18 protein-coding genes are annotated in these 20,243 nt (G+C 69.1%); 14 read left to right on the forward strand and 4 right to left on the reverse strand.

Features of this window, described 5'->3' with window-relative positions; all coding sequences use genetic code 11:
• Position 1: 1 nt before the first annotated feature.
• Positions 2 to 829 (reverse strand): exodeoxyribonuclease III, encoded by an 828-nt coding sequence (xthA, locus tag ACRYRV_RS14330; protein WP_444984693.1) that lies wholly within the window; start codon positions 827 to 829, stop codon positions 2 to 4.
• Positions 829 to 1,074 (reverse strand): hypothetical protein, encoded by a 246-nt coding sequence (locus tag ACRYRV_RS14335; protein ID WP_309635670.1) that lies wholly within the window; start codon positions 1,072 to 1,074, stop codon positions 829 to 831. The genes xthA and ACRYRV_RS14335 overlap by 1 nt, the downstream gene beginning before the upstream one ends.
• A 151-nt stretch (positions 1,075 to 1,225) precedes the next feature.
• On the opposite strand from ACRYRV_RS14335, the gene rhlB reads away from it, so the two are divergent.
• The gene (gene rhlB, locus ACRYRV_RS14340; RefSeq protein ID WP_309635671.1) at positions 1,226 to 2,503 is read left to right on the forward strand and encodes an ATP-dependent RNA helicase RhlB; all 1,278 of its coding nucleotides are present in this window, start codon (positions 1,226 to 1,228) and stop codon (positions 2,501 to 2,503) included.
• Between the two features lie 4 nt (positions 2,504 to 2,507).
• Positions 2,508 to 4,649: an ATP-dependent DNA helicase DinG gene (gene dinG, locus ACRYRV_RS14345; protein ID WP_309635672.1), complete on the forward strand. Its 2,142-nt coding sequence runs from the start codon at positions 2,508 to 2,510 to the stop codon at positions 4,647 to 4,649.
• Between the two features lie 76 nt (positions 4,650 to 4,725).
• Here the strand turns inward: dinG and ACRYRV_RS14350 are convergent, their stop codons facing one another.
• Positions 4,726 to 5,805, reverse strand: coding sequence for a 3-deoxy-7-phosphoheptulonate synthase (locus tag ACRYRV_RS14350; RefSeq protein WP_299313051.1), 1,080 nt, complete (start codon positions 5,803 to 5,805; stop codon positions 4,726 to 4,728).
• Between the two features lie 354 nt (positions 5,806 to 6,159).
• Here ACRYRV_RS14350 and rpoE point away from each other — a divergent pair, with 354 nt between their 5' ends.
• The 11 genes from rpoE (at position 6,160) to ACRYRV_RS14405 (ending at position 16,539) form a co-directional block, all read left to right on the forward strand.
• Positions 6,160 to 6,759, forward strand: a complete 600-nt coding sequence (rpoE, locus tag ACRYRV_RS14355) for an RNA polymerase sigma factor RpoE (protein ID WP_299313053.1) — start codon at positions 6,160 to 6,162, stop codon at positions 6,757 to 6,759.
• A 170-nt stretch (positions 6,760 to 6,929) separates the two neighbouring features.
• Positions 6,930 to 7,631 carry a sigma-E factor negative regulatory protein gene (locus ACRYRV_RS14360; RefSeq protein WP_444984692.1) on the forward strand — a complete coding sequence of 234 codons (702 nt, stop codon included), beginning with the start codon at positions 6,930 to 6,932 and terminating at the stop codon, positions 7,629 to 7,631.
• A gap of 14 nt (positions 7,632 to 7,645) precedes the next feature.
• A complete protein-coding gene (locus ACRYRV_RS14365; RefSeq protein ID WP_444984691.1) occupies positions 7,646 to 8,602 on the forward strand; it encodes a MucB/RseB C-terminal domain-containing protein in 957 nt (318 codons plus the stop codon).
• A gap of 103 nt (positions 8,603 to 8,705) precedes the next feature.
• Positions 8,706 to 10,127, forward strand: a complete 1,422-nt coding sequence (locus tag ACRYRV_RS14370) for a DegQ family serine endoprotease (protein ID WP_253443501.1) — start codon at positions 8,706 to 8,708, stop codon at positions 10,125 to 10,127.
• A 157-nt stretch (positions 10,128 to 10,284) separates the two neighbouring features.
• Positions 10,285 to 12,102 (forward strand): translation elongation factor 4, encoded by a 1,818-nt coding sequence (gene lepA, locus ACRYRV_RS14375; protein WP_253443500.1) that lies wholly within the window; start codon positions 10,285 to 10,287, stop codon positions 12,100 to 12,102.
• A 28-nt stretch (positions 12,103 to 12,130) separates the two neighbouring features.
• Positions 12,131 to 12,934, forward strand: a complete 804-nt coding sequence (gene lepB, locus ACRYRV_RS14380; RefSeq protein WP_444984690.1) for a signal peptidase I — start codon at positions 12,131 to 12,133, stop codon at positions 12,932 to 12,934.
• A gap of 84 nt (positions 12,935 to 13,018) precedes the next feature.
• The gene (rnc, locus tag ACRYRV_RS14385) at positions 13,019 to 13,723 is read left to right on the forward strand and encodes a ribonuclease III (RefSeq protein ID WP_253443498.1); all 705 of its coding nucleotides are present in this window, start codon (positions 13,019 to 13,021) and stop codon (positions 13,721 to 13,723) included.
• Positions 13,720 to 14,619, forward strand: a complete 900-nt coding sequence (gene era, locus ACRYRV_RS14390; RefSeq protein WP_253443497.1) for a GTPase Era — start codon at positions 13,720 to 13,722, stop codon at positions 14,617 to 14,619. Before rnc ends, era begins: the two co-directional genes overlap by 4 nt.
• The gene (gene recO, locus ACRYRV_RS14395) at positions 14,620 to 15,321 is read left to right on the forward strand and encodes a DNA repair protein RecO (RefSeq protein ID WP_444984689.1); all 702 of its coding nucleotides are present in this window, start codon (positions 14,620 to 14,622) and stop codon (positions 15,319 to 15,321) included.
• Between the two features lie 37 nt (positions 15,322 to 15,358).
• Positions 15,359 to 16,144 carry a pyridoxine 5'-phosphate synthase gene (gene pdxJ / locus ACRYRV_RS14400; RefSeq protein WP_444984688.1) on the forward strand — a complete coding sequence of 262 codons (786 nt, stop codon included), beginning with the start codon at positions 15,359 to 15,361 and terminating at the stop codon, positions 16,142 to 16,144.
• Positions 16,145 to 16,161: 17 nt separating this feature from the next.
• Complete coding sequence (locus ACRYRV_RS14405) at positions 16,162 to 16,539, forward strand: holo-ACP synthase (protein ID WP_309635680.1); 378 nt, start codon at positions 16,162 to 16,164, stop codon at positions 16,537 to 16,539.
• 3 nt (positions 16,540 to 16,542) lie between these two features.
• On the opposite strand, the gene ACRYRV_RS14410 is transcribed toward ACRYRV_RS14405, so the two are convergent.
• On the reverse strand, positions 16,543 to 19,230 hold the full coding sequence (locus ACRYRV_RS14410; RefSeq protein WP_444984687.1) for an ATP-binding protein: 2,688 nt from the start codon (positions 19,228 to 19,230) through the stop codon (positions 16,543 to 16,545).
• A gap of 116 nt (positions 19,231 to 19,346) precedes the next feature.
• On the opposite strand from ACRYRV_RS14410, the gene cysM reads away from it, so the two are divergent.
• A complete protein-coding gene (gene cysM, locus ACRYRV_RS14415; RefSeq protein ID WP_309635682.1) occupies positions 19,347 to 20,243 on the forward strand; it encodes a cysteine synthase CysM in 897 nt (298 codons plus the stop codon).

Here is a 20,243-nt window from a genome sequence, read left to right on the forward strand (position 1 = left end):
CTCAAAGATCGAGGTCGGTCCACACCGGGGCGTGGTCGGAGGGCTTCTCCATGCCGCGAAGAGCGTAGTCGATGCCGGCGTCTACCACCTTCTCGGCCAGGGGCGCGGTGACCAGGATATGGTCGATGCGCAGCCCACGTTTCGGCTCGCGGTCGAAGCCCTTGGAGCGGTAGTCGAACCAGCTGAAGCGGTCGTCCACTTCCGGGTAGCGCACCCGGTAGCTGTCGGTCAGCCCCCAGGCCTTGATGCCCTCGAGCCACTCCCGCTCCACCGGCTGGAAGCTGGTCTTGCCCTCGCGCAGCCAGCGCTTGCGGTTGGGCTCGCCGATCCCGATATCGCTATCCTCGGGGGAGATATTGAAGTCGCCCATCACCGCCAGGTGCTCGTCGGGGCGGTGGTGCGTTTCCAGCAGCCGCATGAGCTGGGCGTAGAACGCCCGCTTGTGGGGAAACTTCACCGGGTGTTCGACGTTCTCCCCCTGGGGGAAGTAGCCGTTCCACACCGTCAGGGGCTCGCCGCCGCCGGGGCGCAGACGCACGCCGATCATGCGCCGCTGGGCGTCGTCGCCGTCGTCGGGGAAGCCGTAGTGCACGCTTTCCGGCTCGCCGCACTGGGCGGGGTCGATCATCAGCGCCACGCCGTAGTGCCCCTTCTGGCCGTGGAAGAAGACCCGGTAGCCCAGGGCCTCCACCGCCTCCCGGGGAAACTCGGCGTCGTGCACCTTGGTTTCCTGCAGGCCGATCACCGCGGGGCGCGAGGCGTTGACCAGCGCCTCCAGCTGGTGGGGACGGGCGCGGATACCGTTGATATTGAACGAGACCAGTCGCATCACGGCTCCGAGCTCCCCGGGTCGCTACCCTGCTCGGGGTGGATGGCGATGCTCTGGCCGGCCTCCTGGCGGGCCAGCTTGCGGGCGGCCTGTAGCTTGCGCTGCTGGCGCTTCTTCTGGGTGTAGCGGGTCGACGAGGCCACCTGGTCGGGGTTCTCGTGGCGCCACTTCTTGTAGTCCTTGCGCCGGCCGGTGCGGATCTGCACCTTGTCGGCCAGCGAACGGGTCTTCTTGCGACGTGTCATGGATAGCTCCTCTGGTTGGCGCCCATTCTACCAGCCTCGTCGCCGCCACCACAGGCGTGGGGTGCCACGGGGCGCGCCCTTCGTCGTATAGGCTGGTACAATGCCCGTTTGTGTCATGCACCCAACCATCCACACGGACAGACAGCAGCCTATGAGCGAGTCGGATCAGATCAACGCACCGGCCCAGGATCGCAAGCCCAAGCGTCGTCGTCGCAAGCCGCGCCGCCGCAACGCCTCCGGCTGGGACCTGCGCCAGTTCCAGGTGCCTGCCGTGGCAGGCAAGTGGCGCTTCCATGACTTCGACCTGCCGTTGCCGCTGATGCGAGCCATCCATGCCCAGGGCTTCGAGTACTGCACCCCGATCCAGGCCGAGGCGCTGACCCAGACCCTGCTGGGTGGCGACGTGGTCGGCAAGGCCCAGACCGGCACCGGCAAGACCGCCGCCTTCCTGATCTCGATCCTGGCCTACTTCCTCGAGGAGGAGGCCCCCAACGCCCAGAAGCCCGGCGCCCCGCGGGCGCTGATCGTGGCCCCGACCCGGGAGCTGGCGCTGCAGATCGAGAAGGATGCCAGGGCGCTGGCGCGCTTCACCGACCTCAAGGTGGCCAGCGTCGTCGGCGGCATGGACTATCAGAAGCAGCGAGAGGCCCTGGGCGACAGGCTCGATCTGCTGGTGGCCACTCCCGGCCGCCTGCTCGACTTCCATCAGAAGCGCGACGTGGACCTGACCCAGGTCGAGGTGCTGGTGCTCGACGAGGCCGACCGCATGCTCTCCATGGGCTTCATTCCCGACGTGAAGCGCATCATTCGCCATACGCCGAAGAAGGAGGAGCGCCAGACCTTCCTCTTCTCGGCCACCTTCACCGAGGACATCCTCAACCTGGCCAGCCAGTGGACCCATGAGCCGGCCCACGTGGAGATCGCGGTCACGGTGGAGAATGCCGCCGACATCGACCAGCGGGTCTACCTGGTCGGCGACGCCGACAAGCAGAAACTGCTGGTCAACCTGCTCCAGCAGGAGAGCTTCGACCGCGTCATGGTGTTCGGCAACCGCCGCGACCTGGTGCGCAAGCTCGACGACCTGCTGCGCAAGGCCGGCATCAACGCCGCCATGCTCTCCGGCGATGTGCCCCAGAATCAGCGCATCTCCACCCTCGAGAAGTTTCGCGAGGGCGAGATCCAGGTGCTGGTGGCCACCGATGTGGCCGGCCGCGGCATCCATATCGAGGATGTCAGCCACGTGATCAACTACACCCTGCCGGAAGACCCGGAGGACTATGTCCACCGCATCGGCCGCACCGGCCGCGCCGGCGCCAAGGGCGTGTCGATCAGCTTCGTGGGCGAGGAGGATGCCTTCTCGCTGCCCGAGATCGAGCGCTTCATCGGCGACAAGCTGCCCTGCGAGCACCCGCCGGAAGGCCTGATCTGAGGCCATGCTCGACGAGGCCCTGAAGGGGGAGATCCAGGCCGCCTACCGCCGAGTGCTCGAGGGCCTGGAGCTCACCCCCCGCTACGGGCAGCGGCTGATGATCGCCGAGATCGCCCGCACCCTGGGGGGGATCGAGGTCGACGATGCCGGCAAGCGCGTCGGCAACGAGCACGTCTGCGTGCTCGAGGCCGGCACCGGCACCGGCAAGACCCTGGCCTACCTGCTGGCGGCGCTGCCGGTGGCCAAGGCCCGCGGCAAGCGGCTGGTCATCGCCACCGCCACCGTGGCCCTCCAGGAGCAGGTGCTGCACCAGGACCTGCCCGCCCTCAAGGCCCACAGCGGCCTCGACTTCGGCTACGCCCTGGCCAAGGGGCGCGGGCGCTACGTCTGCGTGGCGCGCCTCGACCAGACCCTCGAGGGCGTCGAGGAAAACCCCACCCTGTCGCTCTTCGAGCGTGAGCTCGCCAGCGGCGGCGACGACTTCCAGGCCCTGGCCAAGTCGCTGGGCGAGGCCTACGGCAACGGCCGCTGGGAGGGGGATCGCGACAGCTGGCCCGAGGCCATCGACGACGCCCACTGGCGGCGGCTCACCGTGGATCACCGGCAGTGCACCAACCGCCGCTGCGGCCACTTCGGGGCCTGCGCCTTCTTCCGCGCCCGGCGCGACCTGGAGCAGGCCGACATCATCGTCGCCAACCACGACCTGGTGCTGGCCGACCTCTCCCTGGGCGGTGGGGTGGTGCTGCCCGATCCCGGCGACTGCATCCATGTCTTCGACGAGGCGCACCACCTGCCCGACAAGGCGATCAACCACTTTACCCACCGCTTCGCCGTAGGCGCCGCCCTGGCCTGGCTGCGCACCCTGAAGAAATCCCTCACCGAGCTCAACCAGGCCCTGGCGGTGCAGCCGACCCTGGCGCGGCTGCTGGCCACGCTGCCCCAGGCCATCGAGGCGCTGGAGCCCAGGCTCGGCGAGGCCTTCGCCCTGGGCCACCAGCTGGCCGGGCGCCCCGAGGGGCTCGCCGACGGCGAGGAGGCCCGGCAGCACCGCTTCGAGATGGGGCGTGCGCCGGAGCCCCTGCGCGAGCTGGCCGGGGCCCTGCTGGTGATCTTCGCCGAGCTCTCTCGCACCCTGGAGAGCATGGCCGACATCCTGCGCGAGAGCCTCGACCCGGAGAAGCACACCGGGCTGCCGAAAGAGCAGGCCGAGGCGTGGCTGCCCCTGCTGGCGCTGCTCCACGGCCGCGCCCTTGAGGCCCATGCGCTCTGGCAGGCCTTCAGCGAGGCCGACCCCGAGGGGGAGCCGCCCCGGGCGCGCTGGCTGACCCTGGAGCGCTTCGGCGCCGACCCGGAGCTGACCTTCTCGGCGAGCCCTGTCTCGGCGGCACACACCCTGGCCAAGACCCTCTGGGGCGCCACCTTCGGCGCCGTGGTGACCTCGGCCACGCTGACGGCGCTGGGGCGCTTCGAGCGCCTGCAGGAGCGCGCCGGGCTTGCCAACCGCTACCGCTACCAGCGCCTGCCGAGCCCCTTCGACTACTCTCGGGCGGTGCTCAGCGTGCCCCGGGAGGCCGTCGACCCCGCCGACCGCGAAGGCCATGAGCGCGCCATCGTCGACTTCGTCAAGGCCCTGGATGAGAAGGAGGCGGTACTCGCGCTGTTCTCCTCCCGGGCCCAGCTGCGGGCGGTGGAGAAGGCGCTGCCCAGGGGGCTTTCCCGGCGGGTGCTGGCCCAGGACCGGCTGCCCAAGCGTGAGCTGATCACCCGGCACCGGGCGCGGGTCGATGCGGGGGAGGGCAGCATCATCTTCGGCCTGGCGAGCTTCGCCGAGGGGATCGACCTGCCTGGGGAGTATCTTACCCACGTGGTGATCACCCGGCTGCCCTTCGCGGTGCCCGACGATCCGGTGGGCGCGACGCTGGCCGAGTGGATCGAGCGCCAGGGCGGCAACCCCTTCATGCGCATCAGCGTCCCGGACGCCTCCATCAAGCTGGTCCAGGCCTGCGGGCGGCTGATCCGCAAGGAGGCCGACGTGGGGCGCATCACCCTGCTCGACCGGCGGGTGCTGACCCGCCGCTACGGCCGGGCCCTGCTCGATGCCCTGCCGCCCTTCGTGCGCGAGATCGACGGCGTCCGCCAGGCCTGACCCACCCCGGAACGACAGCGGGTCCGCCGAGATGGCGGACCCGCTGGGTGTGGCGCTATCGCCGATCGAGCGGGGCTCAGGCGTCCTGAATCCGCTTGGCCAGGGTCGGGGCGAGCTTCTCGTTCATGGTCTTCAGGGCGTGCTCGGTGGTGTCCCAGTCGATGCAGGCGTCGGTGATGGAGACGCCGTACTGCAGCTGGCTCAGGTCCTCCGGCACCTTCTGGTTGCCCCAGCCGATGTTCGACTCCACCATCAGGCCGATGATGGAACGGTTGCCCTCGAGGATCTGGTTGGTAACGTTCTCCAGCACCAGGGGCTGCAGGGCCGGGTCCTTGTTGGAGTTGGCGTGGGAGCAGTCGATCATGATATTGGGCTTGATGCCCGCCTTCTTCAGCTCCTGCTCGGCCAGGGCGACGCTGACGCTGTCGTAGTTGGGGCGGCCGTTGCCGCCGCGCAGCACCACGTGGCCATAGGCGTTGCCGCGGGTGCGGATTATCGCCACCCGGCCGGCGTAGTCGATGCCCAGGAAGTTGTGCGGATGGGCGACGGACTGCAGGGCGTTGACCGCCACCTCGAGGCTGCCGTCGGTGCCGTTCTTGAAGCCCACCGGGCAGGAGAGACCGGAGGACATCTCGCGATGGGTCTGGGACTCGGTGGTGCGGGCGCCGATGGCCGACCAGCTGATGCAGTCCTGAATGTACTGGGGCGAGATCGGGTCCAGGGCCTCGGTGGCCAGGGGCAGGCCCATCTCGGCCAGTTCCACCAGCAGCTTGCGGGCGATATGCAGCCCCTCCTCGATCTCGAAGGAGCCGTTCAGATGGGGGTCGTTGATCAGCCCCTTCCAGCCCACGGTGGTGCGCGGCTTCTCGAAGTAGACGCGCATCACGATATAGATGCTCTCCTTGACCTCGTCCGCCAGGCGGCGCAGGCGGCGGGCGTAGTCCAGGGCGGCGTCCACGTCGTGGATGGAGCAGGGGCCGATCACCATCAGCAGGCGGGGGTCCTCGCCGTCGAGGATGCGCTGGATGGTCTCGCGCCCCTCGATGACGGTGCGCTCGGCGGCCTCGGTGAGCGGGATCTCGCGCTTCAGGGCTTCGGGGGTGATGAGGACGTCCTGGGCGAGGACGTTGAGGTTGCTGACCTGCTGATCTGTCATGCGGCTACCTTGTGTCGTGTCTGCGCTGATGGCCCTGGGGCGCGATGGCTCGGGGGCGCTCTATTCTAGTCCCCCTACTATACACCGGCGGGGGCGCCTGTAATCAATCGGGGAACCCTGATGCATCCCGGGAGTCCCAGGCCGGGCAAACCAATACAGCACGCTGCTTACCGTACAATGACTTGATGGATGAACAGGAAACGGGAACACTTGTGCGACACTGGGCCAAGGCCCCTGATATTTTGCCGCCCTCGAGGGCTCCAGGTTGACGCCATGCATGCACACTCTTGTTTGACCGCTGATTCTCCTGCGCTGCCGCCGCGCGCTCCTCGGCCTTCGTCGGGGAGGGTGTGAATGGGCGCCAGGGAGACCGATCAGCAGCTCGTCGAGCGCGCCCAGAAGGGCGATACCCGCGCCTTTGACCTGCTGGTCAAGAAGTACCAGCACAAGATCATCGGCCTGATCGGGCGCTACGTGCACGACCATGCCGAGGTGCAGGATGTGGCCCAGGAGGCCTTTATCAAGGCCTACCGGGCGCTGGGCAAGTTTCGCGCCGAGAGCGCCTTCTACACCTGGATGTATCGCATCGCCATCAACACCGCCAAGAACCACCTGGTCTCCCGAGGGCGTCGCCCGCCGGGCAGTGACCTGGACATTGTCGATGCCGAGATCGTCGACCACAGCGGGCGACTGGCCGACAGCGAGTCGCCGGAGGCCTCCATGGCCCGGGACCAGCTCGAGGCGGCGGTCTTCGAGGCGATCGACAACCTGCCCGACGACCTGCGCACGGCGATCACCCTGCGCGAGCTGGAGGGGCTCTCCTACGAGGACATCGCCAATATCATGCAGTGCCCCGTGGGGACGGTGCGCTCGCGGATCTTTCGCGCGCGGGAAGCGGTGGATCAGCATATCCAGCCGCTGGTCACCACCTCCCGCAACCGCGAGGTCGAGTGACACTTTTTGTCGATGGGCTGAACTGTCCGACGCCTTTGGCGTCAGAAGCAGTGTTCGATCCGCCGCCGGCGGAGATTGCGTCGGCATTCCCGGCCCTACCGGGAATGCCGATTCCAGGCTGACAACGAGGGAGCAGGGCGGAATGCCCTGCCACTGAGAGGGTGTTGAGAATGAGTCAGAACGCACGGGAGTCGCTTTCTGCCCTGATGGACAACGAGGGGGACGAGCTCGAGCTGCGCCGCCTGCTCAAGACGCTGGATAGCGCGCCCGATGCCGCCGAGGCGTGGCGCCGCTACCACCTGATGCGCAGCCTGATGCGCCGCGAGCCCGACCTCGACGTCTCCACCGATCTCTCCGCCGGCATCATGGCGCGCCTTCAGGAAGAAGAGGCGCCCGTCGCCGAGCCTGTCGTCCCGGCGGCTGCGCCAAGGCGCACGCTGCCCTTTGCGCGCAGCGCCGGCATCGCCGCGGCGGTCTCCCTGATGGTGATCACCGGGGTGCAGTTCTACTCCGGCGGTGCGCCGGACGGCGGCGAACCCGGCATGGCGGCCGGCGGCGCTGCCCAGCCGGCGCCGGCCAGCCTCGCCTCCGGCGACGGCGGCAGCACCCAGCGGCCCTCCCTGGTGGACCTGCCGCTCTTCCAGCTGCCCCAGGGCGGCGGCCAGGGGCTGATGACCGTCGGCGCCGGCGCCGAGGCGCCGCCCATGTTCATGGCCCCGACTCAGCGGCAGTCGCTGATGGGCGACGAGGAGCAGGCTCGCCTGCTGCAGTCCTACCTGGATCGTCACGCCGAAGGGGCCGCCTATCGCAGTGGAGACACCTGGATGCCGCTGCTGCGCGCCACCGGCGCCGACGGCCTCGGCCAGCGCTGACGCGGAGGCTGGCGATGCGCGCACCACGTTGGCGCCTGTGGCTGGCCGCCTGCCTGGGGGGGCTGCTGATCGGCACCGCTGCCCAGGCCAATGACGAGCGATTCGACTGCCGCACCCTGGAGGCTGAGCCCGCACCCGTCACCGCTCAGCAGTGGCTGGAGCGCAGCCTCTGGGCGGGCCACTGCTACCTCTATGAGGCTCACGCCGTACGCATCGGCCATGACGGCGTGCGTACCCTGGCCCTTTCCCACGAGGTGCGCGACGGCATCGAGCGCGGCGTGGCCAGTTTCCTCGATGGCCCCCCCATGGTCTTCGAGCGGCGCGGCCGCATCGGTCGGCTGGGCTGGGCCGGGGAGGGGGGCGAGGCGCCGCCTTCCCCGGCCGGCATCGCCGAGCGAGTCGATGCCCACTACCGCCTCAGCCTCGGTGGTGAGGAGCGTATCGCCAATCGCCGCGCCCGCCGCCTCGATATCGCCCCGCTGGACAGCTTCCGTTTCGGCCATCGCCTGTGGCTCGATCAGGCCACCGGGCTGACCCTCAAGCAGACCCTGCTCGACGAGACCGGCCGGCCGCTGGAGACCTTCCAGCTGACCGCCCTGGAGCGCCCACGCCTCTATCAGGGGGCGGTGACCCTGGACGCCAGGCGCGAACCGCCCACGGACCCCTGGCGCCTCGGCTGGCTGCCCGACGGCTTCACGCCTCAACCGGTGGATACCCGCAGCGCCCGACACGGCGAGGGCGTGGTCCACCGCCTCTACAGCGATGGCCTCTCCACCCTCAGCGTCTTCGTGGCGCCCATGGAGGAGGTGGAGCTGCTGGCCCCGGGGCTGCATCGCCTGGGCGTCTCCAATGCCGCTGTGCGCCACCGCGACCTCGGGGGGGAGCCTCGCCAGCTGGTGGTGATGGGGGAGCTGCCCGTCCGGGTGCTGCTGAGGGTGGCCGAGGCGCTGGAGTGGCCGGAGGCCCCCTGACCCCCTGGTGAAGAGCGCTATCCAACCCTATCGGGAATCCCGTGTTCGAGCCGTCGCAAGCTGACCCGGCTCACCCTTGTCCCCAAGTACTGCAGGAGCCTTCATGATGCGCATGATTCGTCCTCTTACCCTGTGGGTGCTGCTGGTCGCCGCCCTGCTGGCCTGGCAGTCCGCCGCGGCCCGGGGCCTGCCCGATTTCACCGTGCTGGTGGAGGAGGCCGCCCCCGGAGTCGTCAATATCTCCACCACGCGAACGGTGCAGAGTCGCGACAACCCCTTCCACGGCTTCGGCGGCCAGGAGCTGCCCGAGATCTTCCGCCACTTCTTCGGTGACCGCTTTCCCTCGCCGCCGGGGGGCCAGGCGCCCGGGCGACCCCAGGAGCGTCAGTCCCTGGGGTCGGGCTTCATCATCAGCGAGGAGGGCTACATCCTCACCAACGCCCACGTGGTCGACGGCGCCGACGAGATTCTGGTGCGCCTCAACGACCGGCGTGAACTGACCGCCGAGCTGGTGGGCAGCGATGAGCGCACCGACGTGGCCCTGCTCAAGGTGGATGCCAGCGATCTGCCGACGCTCAAGCTTGGCGACTCCGATGCCCTCCGGGTAGGGGAGTGGGTGGCCGCCATCGGCTCGCCCTTCGGCTTCGACTACTCGGTGACCGCGGGCATCGTCAGCGCCATCGACCGCACCCTGCCGCGGGACGCCTACGTGCCCTTCATCCAGACCGACGTGGCGATCAACCCGGGTAACTCCGGCGGCCCCCTGTTCAACCTCGATGGCGAAGTCGTGGGGATCAACTCCCAGATCTTCACCCGCAGCGGCGGCTTCATGGGGCTCTCCTTTGCCATTCCCATCAACGTCGCCATGGACGTGGCCGATCAGCTGCGTGACGAGGGTCAGGTGCGCCGCGGCTGGCTTGGCGTCATGATCCAGCCCGTCTCCCGGGACCTGGCCGAATCCTTCGGCATGGAGAGCCCGAGCGGTGCCCTGATCGCTGACCTCGACCCCGAGGGGCCGGCGGCCCGTGACGGCCTGCAGGCCGGGGACGTCATCCTCGAGGTGGATGGCAGCCGCGTCCATGACTCCAGCACCCTGCCGCGGCTGATCGGTCGCGTGGCGCCGGGCAGCGAGGTGGAACTCGCGCTGATGCGCGACGGCGAGCGTCGCCAGCTGCAGGTGACCGTGGGTGACTGGCCCGACGCCGAGCGCGCCACTGCCAGCCGTCCTCAGGAGAGCCGCCAGGCGCGCCTGGGGGTCTCGGTGGGCGAACTGGAGCGCGCCGAGCGCGAGGCCATCGGCATCGAGGGCGGCGTGCGGGTGCGTGAGCTCGACCCCGACGGCGCCGCCGCGGCGGCCGGCATCCGCCCGGGCGATATCCTGGTCAGCATCGACCATCGGGCGGTATCCAGCCCCGACCAGCTGATGGAGCTGGTCAGCGAGCTGCCCGTCGACCGCGCCGTGCCGGTGCGCCTCTATCGCGACGGCCGCTCGCTGTTCGTCGCCCTGAGGCTGCGCGCGGAGTAGCCTCCAGCCCGTCACGAGCGAACCCGGAGGCCTCGGCCTCCGGGTTCGCTGTATCTGGCCGGCGCATGCCGGTACAATACGCCCCAATCCCGGCCTCCTGCCGGCGGCCGCCGCGCTGCCGGCCTGGCCCGAACTCCCTTCAGGTAGAACGCACTCGATGGCCCAAGACACCGCATCCGACAAGCTCAAGCATATCCGGAATTTCTCGATCATCGCCCACATCGACCACGGTAAGTCGACCCTGGCCGACCGCCTGATCCAGAGCTGCGGCGGGCTGACCGAGCGCGAGCTCAAGGAGCAGGTGCTCGACTCCATGGACCTGGAGCGGGAGCGGGGCATCACCATCAAGGCCCAGTCGGTGACCCTGGACTATCACGCCCAGGACGGCAGCACCTACCAGCTCAACTTCATCGATACCCCCGGCCACGTGGATTTCTCCTACGAGGTCTCGCGCTCGCTCTACGCCTGCGAAGGGGCGCTTTTGGTGGTGGATGCCGCCCAGGGCGTCGAGGCCCAGTCGGTGGCCAACTGCTACACCGCCATCGAGCAGGGCCTCGAGGTGCTGCCGGTGCTCAACAAGATGGACCTGCCCCAGGCCGACCCGGACAAGGTCGCCCACGAGATCGAGGAGATCATCGGGCTGGACGCCACCGACGCCTGCCAGGTGTCGGCCAAGAGCGGCCTGGGCATCGATGGGCTGCTGGAGCGCTTGGTGCGCGACATCCCGCCCCCCAAGGGGGACCCCGACGCCCCGCTGCAGGCGTTGATCATCGACTCCTGGTTCGACAACTACCTGGGCGTGGTCTCCCTGGTGCGGATCTTCGACGGCACCCTCAAGAAGGGTGAGAAGATCCGCATCAAGTCCACCGGCCGCGACTGGCAGGCCAACGAGGTGGGTATCTTCACGCCGCTGCGCAAGTCGACCGACGTGCTTCGCGCCGGCGAGGTGGGCTTCATCGTGGCCGGGATCAAGGAGATCCAGGGCGCGCCGGTGGGCGACACCATCACCCATGCCAAGACCCCCGACGTCGAGCGTCTGCCCGGCTTCCAGAAGGTCAAGCCCCAGGTCTACGCCGGCATGTTCCCGGTCAGCGCCGACGACTACGAGGATTTCCGCGACGCCCTGGAGAAGCTGGCGCTCAACGACGCCTCCCTGGAGTACGAGCCCGAGAACTCCGACGCCCTGGGCTTCGGCTTCCGGGTCGGCTTCCTCGGCACCCTGCACATGGAGATCATCCAGGAGCGTCTCGAGCGCGAGTACAACCTGGACCTGCTGACCACGGCGCCGACGGTGGTCTACGAGCTGGCGCTCAAGAACGGCGAGACCCGCTATGTCTCCAACCCCTCCAAGCTGCCCGATATGGCCGACGTGGAGGAGATGCGTGAGCCCATCGTGCGCGCCAGCATCCTGGTGCCCCAGGAGTTCGTCGGCAACGTCATCGCCGAGTGCGAGAACCGCCGTGGCACCCAGAAGGACATGCAGTTCCTCGGCAGCCAGATCCAGCTCGCCTACGAGCTGCCCATGGCCGAAGTGGTGATGGACTTCTTCGATCGCCTGAAGTCGATCTCCAAGGGCTACGCCTCCCTCGACTACGGCTTCGAGCGCTTCCAGACGGCCAAGCTGGTGCGCCTGGACGTGCTGATCAACGGCGACAAGGTCGATGCCCTGGCCGTGATCATCCACCGCGACCACGCCCACGGCCGCGGCCGGCTGCTGGTGGAGAAGATGAAGGAGCTGATCCCGCGTCAGATGTTCGACGTGGCCATCCAGGCGGCCATCGGTGGCCAGGTGGTGGCGCGCTCCACGGTCAAGGCGCTGCGCAAGAACGTCACCGCCAAGTGTTACGGCGGCGACGTCAGCCGCAAGAAGAAGCTGCTCGAGAAGCAGAAGGCGGGCAAAAAGCGCATGAAGCAGGTGGGCCGGGTGGAGATTCCCCAGGACGCCTTCCTGGCCGTGCTCAAGGTCAATGACTGATTCGATACGCTAGGAACGGATAACCGCAATGGACTTCTCTCTCCTGCTGGTGGTGGCCGTGGCCCTCACCGGCCTGATCTGGCTGGTGGATATTCTCTGGCTGCGTCCCGCTCGGCGTCGCGCCGTGGCCAACGCCGAGGCCGGCACCACGGAGGGGCTCGACCCTGCCGCCCGCGAGAAGGTGCTCAAGGAGCCCTGGCCGGTGGACTACTCGCGCTCCTTCTTTCCGGTGCTGCTGGTGGTGCTGGTGCTGCGCAGCTTCGTGGTGGAGCCCTTCCAGATCCCCTCCGGCTCCATGCGCCCGACGCTCGAGGTGGGGGATTTCATCCTCGTCAACAAGTTCACCTACGGCCTGCGCCTGCCGGTGGTGCACACCCGCTTCGTCGAGATGAACGACCCCCAGCGCGGCGATGTCATGGTGTTCCGCTTTCCCAACGAGCCCGCGGTGAACTTCATCAAGCGGGTGGTGGCGCTGCCCGGTGACACCGTGCGCTACGAGGGCAAGCAGCTCTACGTCAACGGCGAGGCCGTGCCCAAGGCGCTGCTCGAGGAGAGTCCCGCCGGGGCCCCCGGCGAGCTGCTGCTGGCCGAGCGGTTGGGCGGCGCCGAGTACAAGATCTACAATAATCCCCGTGACCCCGGCCCCCAGGTCCGTGAGGTGGTGGTGCCGGACGGGCACTACTTCACCATGGGCGACAACCGCGACCACTCCAACGACAGCCGCTACTGGGGCTTCGTGCCGGAAGAGAACATCGTCGGTCGCGCCTTCGCGGTCTGGATGCACTGGGACGGCGGGCTGCCCAGCTTCTCCAGCGTGCGGCGCATCCAGTAAGCGGGCGGCACCCTCGGGTGCTGCCGCTGCGCCCGAGCCGGTCACCGAGGCCGGGCGGACAAGCCATCAGACAACAGGACCTACGTGAGCAACTCCCTCAACGCCTTCAGTCGGCGCCTCGGCCATACCTTCAGGGATCCCGCCCTGCTGGAGCTGGCCATGACCCATCGCAGCGCCGGTGGCCAGAACAATGAACGCCTCGAGTTCCTCGGCGACTCCATCGTCAACTTCGTGATTGCCGAGGCGCTGTTTCGGCGCTTCCCCGATGCCCGGGAAGGGCAGCTTTCCCGGCTGCGTGCGCGGCTGGTCAAGGGCCAGACCCTGGCCGAGCTGGCCCGGGAGATGGGCTTCGGCGAGCACCTGCGGCTGGGCTCCGGCGAGATGAAGAGCGGCGGCCACCGCCGCGAGTCGATCCTCGCCGACGCCGTCGAGGCGGTCATTGGCGCCATCTACCTGGATGCGGGGATGGAGGCGGTGCGGGTGCGAGTGCTGGCCTGGTACGCGGCGCGGCTCGAGAGCACCAGCCTGCAGGACACCCAGAAGGATCCCAAGACCCGCCTGCAGGAGTTCCTGCAGTCGCGCCAGTCGCCGCTGCCTCGCTATGAGGTGGTCAACGTGGAGGGCGAGGCCCACGCCCAGACCTTCACCGTGGAGTGCCATGTGGAGGTGCTGCCCCAGCACACCGTCGGCGTGGGCGCCAGCCGGCGCCACGCCGAGCAGCAGGCCGCCGAGAAGGCGCTGGCGCTGCTCGAACCCGCCAGAACAAACGCTCAGGGAGTCCGCTCATGACCCAGACCTGTGGTTTCGTGGCCATCGTCGGTCGCCCCAACGTTGGCAAGTCCACGCTGATGAATCGCATCCTAGGCCAGAAGATCTCCATCACCTCGAGGCGGCCCCAGACCACCCGCCACCAGGTGATGGGCATCAAGACCGAGGGGGAGGCGCAGTTCATCTATGTGGACACCCCCGGCATCCATATCATGGCTAAGGATCGCAACAAGGCGATCAACCGCTTCATGAACCAGGCCGCCACCCAGGCCCTGCGCGACGTGGACTGCGTGGTCTTCATCATCGACCGCACCCGCTGGAGCGAGGAGGACCAGATCGTCCTCAAGCGCCTGGAGCACGTGAAGGCGCCGGTGATCCTCGCCGTCAACAAGGTGGACCGTCTCCAGGACAAGACGAGCCTGCTGCCCTGGCTCGAAGAGATCGGCGCCAAGCGCGACTTCGCGGCGGTCGTACCGATCTCCGCCAAGCACGGCACCAACGTGCCGGAGCTTGAGGCCGAGGTGGCCAAGCACCTGCCCGAGAGCGTGCACTTCTTCCCCGAGGATCAGGTCACCGACAAGAGCCAGCGCTTCCTGGCCGCGGAGCTGGTGCGCGAGAAGGTGATGCGCCAGCTCGGCGACGAGCTGCCCTACCAGATGACCGTGGAGATCGAGGAGTTCCGCGACGAGGGGCGGGTGGTGCATATCAGCGCCCTGATCCTGGTGGAGCGCCAGGGGCAGAAGAAGATCCTGATCGGCGAGAACGGCGAGCGCATCAAGAGCATCGGTCGCGAGGCGCGCCTGGACATGGAGCGCGCCCTGGGCGCCAAGGTGATGCTCAACCTCTGGGTCAAGGTGAAGCGCGGCTGGTCCGATGACGAGCGGGCGCTGAAGAGCCTGGGTTACAACCTCGACTGAATGACCCCCGAACCCGCCTTCCTGCTGCACAAGCGCCCCTATCGCGAGACCAGCGCCCTTGTGGAGCTGCTGACGCTGCACCACGGGCGAGTGCGGGCGGTGGCCCAGGGGGTGCAGCGCCCCGGCTCGCGCTCCCGGGGCCGCCTGCAGCCCTTCGCACCGCTGCATGTGACCTGGTCGGGGGAGGGGGAGCTCAAGCGCCTGCGGCTGATGGAGAGTCGCGGGTCGGTGGCGCTGCTGGCCGGAGAGGGGCTGCTGTGCGGCCTCTATGCCAATGAGCTCCTGACCCGCACCCTGCCGGTGGAGCTGCCGGTGGCCGAGGTCTTCGCCTTCTACACGGCGCTGCTCGAGGCGCTGCCGCGTCCCGACGCCCGGGCCGGCGGGCTGCGCCGCCTGGAGGCGGCGCTGCTGGAGTCGCTGGACGCCATGCCGCGCTTCGCCACGGCGGAGGGCGGCGAGCTGGATCCCCAGGCGCGCTATGTCTTCGACGCTGCCAGCCGCGCCTTCCGTCCCGGGCAGCCGGGGCTGGACGGCCGCACCCTGCGCCTGCTGGCGGCCGGTGACTGGGATGCCCCGGGCCTTGCCGGCCCCGCCAAGGCGGTGGCCCGGGCGGCCCTGGCGCCGCTTTTGGGCGCACGCCCCCTGCGCTCCCGGGAGCTGATGCGCCAGCTTGCCGAGCGCCGCCGGGCTGGGTCACACTGAACACCTCTCGACTTCCCGCATATCCAAGGATCGTGCCATGCATCCCCCCCGACTCCTGCTCGGCGTCAATATCGACCATATCGCCACCCTGCGTCAGGCCCGCGGTACCCGCTATCCGGACCCGGTCCAGGCAGCGCTGCTGGCCGAGGAGGCCGGCGCCGACGGCATCACCGTGCACCTGCGCGAGGATCGTCGCCATATCCAGGAGCGCGATGTGCGCCTGCTGGCCGAGGTGCTCAACACTCGCATGAACCTCGAGATGGCGGTCACCGAGGAGATGATCCGCCTGGCCGAGGAGGTGCGTCCGGCCCATGTCTGTCTGGTGCCCGAGAAGCGCGAGGAGCTGACCACCGAGGGTGGACTGGACGTGGTCGGCGGCTTCGAGGCCATCGCCGCGGCCTGCGCGCGCCTGGCGGCGGTGGGCTGCGAGGTATCGCTATTTGTCGACCCCGACCCCGCCCAGATCGAGGCGGCACTCCGCGCCGGCGCGCCGGTGATCGAGCTGCACACCGGCGCCTATGCCGAGGTGACCGGCGAGGCGGCGGCCAGGGAGCATGCGCGGCTGGCCGCGGCGACGGAGATGGCCCTGGAGCTCGGCCTGACCGTCAATGCCGGCCACGGGCTGAACTATCATAACGTGGAGGCCATCGCCGCGATTCCGGGCATTCACGAGCTCAATATCGGCCACGCGATCATCGCACGCTCGCTCTTCGTCGGCCTCAAGGAGGCGGTGGCCGAGATGAAGCGGCTGGCCATTGCCGGCCAGGAGGCGGGCTTCCTGGCCTCTCTGGAGGAGCATGACCATGATGATCACCACCACTGACGGCTGAGATCGGCGCCATGATCCTCGGCATCGGCACCGATATCGCCCGCGTCGCCCGCTTCGAGCAGGCCCTGGAGCGCCATGGCGAGCGCCTGGCGCTGCGCCTGCTGGGCGAGCTGGAGAGGGAGCGGCTGGCTGGCCATCCCGCGCCGGCGGCCTACCTGGCCAAGCGCTTTGCCGCCAAGGAGGCCTTCGTCAAGGCGCTGGGTACCGGCCTGAGGCTGGGCATGCGCTGGACGGAGATCCAGGTCACCAACGATGCCCTGGGGCGCCCGGCGCTGCGCCTCTCGGGCAAGGCCCAGGACCTGGCCGAGGCGGCCGGCGTGCGGGCCACCCACCTCTCGATCAGCGACGAGGACCTTCTGGCGGTCGCCTTCGTGGTTCTCGAGGGGTAGGGCTCAGGCCCGGGAGGCGGGGGCCTCGCGGCGAGCCCACTCGCGCAGGTCGGCCATGGCGCAGAACAGGTCCTGCAGCAGCGGCTCCAGCCCCTCCCGGCCCCCCGTGCGCAGCCGGGTCTCCAGGGATTCGGCGATCAGCCCCAGTCGCGGGGCCCCGCAGTAGCGGCAGGCGCCGTTCAGGCCATGGATGGCGTCCAGCAGCGCCTCATTGTCGCCGTTGTTCAGGGCCCGCTCGATGGCCGCTTCGCTCTCCGGCAGGTTCTCCGCCAGCTGCACCAGCAGCTGGCGCGCCAGGTCACCCCGCCCCGCCGCCAGGCGGGTACCCAGCTCCAGGTCCACGGTGGGCAGCTCGCCATCATCGCGGCGTGCCGGCTCGCTGGGCTCCCCGACGGGAGCCGGCAGGGCCGGTTGCCGGTCTTCCGCGGGCGGGATGCCGAGGTGGCGATAGAGCACCTCGCCCAGCTGGGCGGCGTCCACCGGCTTGACCAGGACGTCGTCAAGGCCGCTGGCCAGCAGGCGCTGCCGCTCCTTCTCCAGCACATGGGCCGTCACCGCCACCACCGGGGTGCGCCGCCAGGTCGGGCCCAGGCGGCGCAGGGCTCGGGTGGTCTCGACGCCGTCCATCCCGGGCATGCGGATATCCATCAGCACCAGATCGAAGGTCTGCTGCCGCCCCAGCGTCAGCGCCTCCTCTCCGCTGGCGGCCAGGGTCATCTCGAGGCCCGGCCCCGCCAGCAGCTCACGCAGCAGCAGGCGGTTCGAGTCGCTGTCGTCCACGGCCAGCAGGCGCAGGGGGGACGACTCCGGGACGGCGCCGTCCGGCTCGCCGCTGCGGGCCGATAGCCCGCCCATCAGTGCGCCAGTGACCCCGGCCAGGGTGGCTCGAGAGACGGGCTTGGCCAGGACCTCGCCACCATGGGGCAGCACCAGATCGGGCAGGTCCATAGGGCTGGCGCTGGCCAGCAGCAGGGCCGGGCACTCTAGCTCGACGAGCCTATGGTGCCAGGCGGAAGCTTCCGTGGAGGTCATCGAGGCGCTGGGCAGGCAGGCGACCAGCAGGGCGGGGGACTCCCCTGGCGGCAGGGCGTCCACGGGCTGGGCTCCCCAGCGGGTGAACAGATGGCGCAGGGCGCGTCGGGTGGCGGCATGGGGCTCCTCGATCAGTACCCGCTGGCCGTCGAGCTGCAGCTCCGGCTCGCGCAGCAGGGCCTCGCTGCCCTCCAGGGCCAGGGTGAAGGAGAAGGTGGCTCCCTGCCCCGGCTCGCTCTGCACCCCGATCTCGCCGCCCATCTGCTCCACCAGCTGGCGACAAATGGTCAGGCCCAGGCCGCTGCCGCCGAACTCCCGGGAGTGGCTGGGTTCCGCCTGCTGGAAGGCCTGGAAGAGTCGCCGCTGGTGCTCCATGGAGAGCCCGATGCCGGTGTCGACCACGGTAATGCGCAGGGTCACCCGGCCGGGGTCGGACTGCTCCACCATGACCCGCACCACCACCTCACCCTGCTCGGTAAACTTGACGGCGTTATGGACCAGATTGGTGAGCACCTGCTGGATGCGCATCGGATCGCCGGTCAGGGAGGCGGGCACGTCGTCATAGACCAGACCCACCAGGTCGAGCCCCTTCTGGTGGGCCAGCGGCGCCTGCAGGGCCAGCACTTCGTCCACCAGCGCCACCATGTCGACGGGAAGCCGTTCGAGCTCCAGGCGGCCGGCCTCCAGTCGCGAGAAGTCGAGGACATCGTTGACCAGCAGCATCAGGTTGCCCGAGGCGCGCTGCACGTGGTCGAGCCACTCCCGCTGGCGTGGCTCGAGGGGGGAGCGCTCGAGAAGGTGACAGAAGCCGATGATGCCGTTGAGGGGGGTGCGGATCTCATGGCTGATGTTGGCCAGGAACTCCGACTTGATCCGGTTGGCCTCCACGGCCCGTCGATGGGCGATGTCGAGCTCGATATTCTGCACCTCGATGGTTTCCATGGACTCCTCGAGCTCCGCGGTGGCCTGCTCGATCTGGCGCTGGGTCTCCAGCCGAGCCTGGTCCAGGAAGTCGGCCAGGGCGTTGATGCGCCGGGTCAGGCCGGCGAGCTCGCCGGGGCGGAGGGGCTGCTGGGGAATGCTCTCGCCCAGGGCCAGCCGAGCCAGGGCCTCGTCGGCGCTAGCGAGGGGGCGCTGCAGGCGCCGATAGGTGACCGAGAAGAGCCCTCCCAGCAGCAGCAGCGCCGCGCCCAGCAGCAGGCCGGTGATCCCCACCTGGCGGTAGTGGCCCAGAATCACGGGGCTGGCATCGATATCCAGTATCAGCCGATCGCCTTCGGCGCCGGGAAGCGCCGCCGACAGCTGCCAGCGGGTGTCGCGTTTCTCGATCCAGAGCGGGCCTGCGCCCTGGGCCTCGGGAAGGGACCTGAGCCTGCCCAGCTCCACCCCCAGCGTCCCGTCCGGCCCCGCCACCCCCAGGGCGCGCACCACCTCGAGGCTGAGCAGCGGAGCCGCGGCAGCCTCGAGGCGCTGGGGGTCGTCGAAGGCGACCGCCTCCCCCAGGCTCGGCAGCAGCAGTTCGACGGCGCGGGTCAGCCGCTCCTCGAGCCGGGTGACATGCTCGGCGTGGTGCAGGCTCAGGGTGACGGCGGCAAACAGCGCCATCAGCAGCCAGGGGACGACCAGGGTGGCCAGCAGCAGGCGGAACTTCAGTGACATCGACGGGCTCTCTGGAGAAGATGGCGTTCAGTATGACACAGCCGCGGGGCACGCCTGTCCACCCCGGGGTGGCACGGATATAATGATTGAAAACCCGTTTCCACAAGGAAGGTTGCATGCATTTTCCCACCATCGAGGAGGTCGTCGGCCATACGCCGCTGGTTCGCCTCAAGCGCATCACCGCCGGCCGCAACAACGTGCTGCTGGCCAAGCTGGAGGGCAACAATCCGGCGGGTTCGGTAAAGGATCGCCCGGCGCTCTCCATGCTGGAGCAGGCCGAGGCGCGCGGGGAGATCTCCCCCGGTGACACCCTGGTGGAGGCAACCTCCGGCAATACCGGCATCGCCCTGGCCATGGCGGCGGCCATCAAGGGCTATCGCATGGTGCTGATCATGCCCGAGAACGCCTCCGAGGAGCGCAAGCAGGCCATGGCCGCCTTCGGCGCCGAGCTGATCACGGTGAGCAAGGCGGGGGGCATGGAAGAGGCCCGGGACGTCGCCGAGGCGATGCTGGCCCGGGGCGAGGGCAAGCGCCTGGACCAGTTCGCCAATCCCGACAATCCCCTGGCCCACTATCGCGGTACCGGCCCGGAGATCTGGGAGCAGACCCAGGGCCGCGTGACCCATTTCGTCAGCTCCATGGGCACCACCGGCACCATCATGGGCGTCTCTCGGGCCCTCAAGGAGCGCAACCCCGAGGTGCAGATCATTGGCCTGCAGCCCGAGGACGGCGCCAGCATCGCCGGCATTCGCCGCTGGCCGCAGGAGTACCTGCCCAGCATCTTCGATGCCAGCTGCGTGGACCGCGTCCTGGATATCGGCCAGCATGAGGCGGAGGCGCATATGCGCCGCCTGGCCCGGGAGGAGGGCATCCTGGCCGGGGTCAGCTCCGGCGGCGCCCTGGCGGGCGCCCTGCGCATCGCCGAGGAGGTCGAGAATGCGGTGATCGTGTTCATCGTCTGCGACCGCGGCGACCGCTACCTTTCCACCGGCCTGTTCGCCCCGGAGGCTTGA

The sequence above is a fragment of the Halomonas mongoliensis genome, from assembly GCF_052496345.1.

Bases quoted from the DNA above. Each gene is read 5' to 3' on its own strand.
- xthA (WP_444984693.1), bottom strand. From the start codon at position 829: ATGCGACTGGTCTCGTTCAATATCAACGGTATCCGCGCCCGTCCCCAC.
- ACRYRV_RS14335 (WP_309635670.1), bottom strand. From the start codon at position 1,074: ATGACACGTCGCAAGAAGACCCGTTCGCTGGCCGACAAGGTGCAGATC.
- rhlB (WP_309635671.1), top strand. From the start codon at position 1,226: ATGAGCGAGTCGGATCAGATCAACGCACCGGCCCAGGATCGCAAGCCC.
- dinG (WP_309635672.1), top strand. From the start codon at position 2,508: ATGCTCGACGAGGCCCTGAAGGGGGAGATCCAGGCCGCCTACCGCCGA.
- ACRYRV_RS14350 (WP_299313051.1), bottom strand. From the start codon at position 5,805: ATGACAGATCAGCAGGTCAGCAACCTCAACGTCCTCGCCCAGGACGTC.
- rpoE (WP_299313053.1), top strand. From the start codon at position 6,160: ATGGGCGCCAGGGAGACCGATCAGCAGCTCGTCGAGCGCGCCCAGAAG.
- ACRYRV_RS14360 (WP_444984692.1), top strand. From the start codon at position 6,930: ATGAGTCAGAACGCACGGGAGTCGCTTTCTGCCCTGATGGACAACGAG.
- ACRYRV_RS14365 (WP_444984691.1), top strand. From the start codon at position 7,646: ATGCGCGCACCACGTTGGCGCCTGTGGCTGGCCGCCTGCCTGGGGGGG.
- ACRYRV_RS14370 (WP_253443501.1), top strand. From the start codon at position 8,706: ATGATGCGCATGATTCGTCCTCTTACCCTGTGGGTGCTGCTGGTCGCC.
- lepA (WP_253443500.1), top strand. From the start codon at position 10,285: ATGGCCCAAGACACCGCATCCGACAAGCTCAAGCATATCCGGAATTTC.
- lepB (WP_444984690.1), top strand. From the start codon at position 12,131: ATGGACTTCTCTCTCCTGCTGGTGGTGGCCGTGGCCCTCACCGGCCTG.
- era (WP_253443497.1), top strand. From the start codon at position 13,720: ATGACCCAGACCTGTGGTTTCGTGGCCATCGTCGGTCGCCCCAACGTT.
- recO (WP_444984689.1), top strand. From the start codon at position 14,620: ATGACCCCCGAACCCGCCTTCCTGCTGCACAAGCGCCCCTATCGCGAG.
- pdxJ (WP_444984688.1), top strand. From the start codon at position 15,359: ATGCATCCCCCCCGACTCCTGCTCGGCGTCAATATCGACCATATCGCC.
- ACRYRV_RS14405 (WP_309635680.1), top strand. From the start codon at position 16,162: ATGATCCTCGGCATCGGCACCGATATCGCCCGCGTCGCCCGCTTCGAG.
- ACRYRV_RS14410 (WP_444984687.1), bottom strand. From the start codon at position 19,230: ATGTCACTGAAGTTCCGCCTGCTGCTGGCCACCCTGGTCGTCCCCTGG.
- cysM (WP_309635682.1), top strand. From the start codon at position 19,347: ATGCATTTTCCCACCATCGAGGAGGTCGTCGGCCATACGCCGCTGGTT.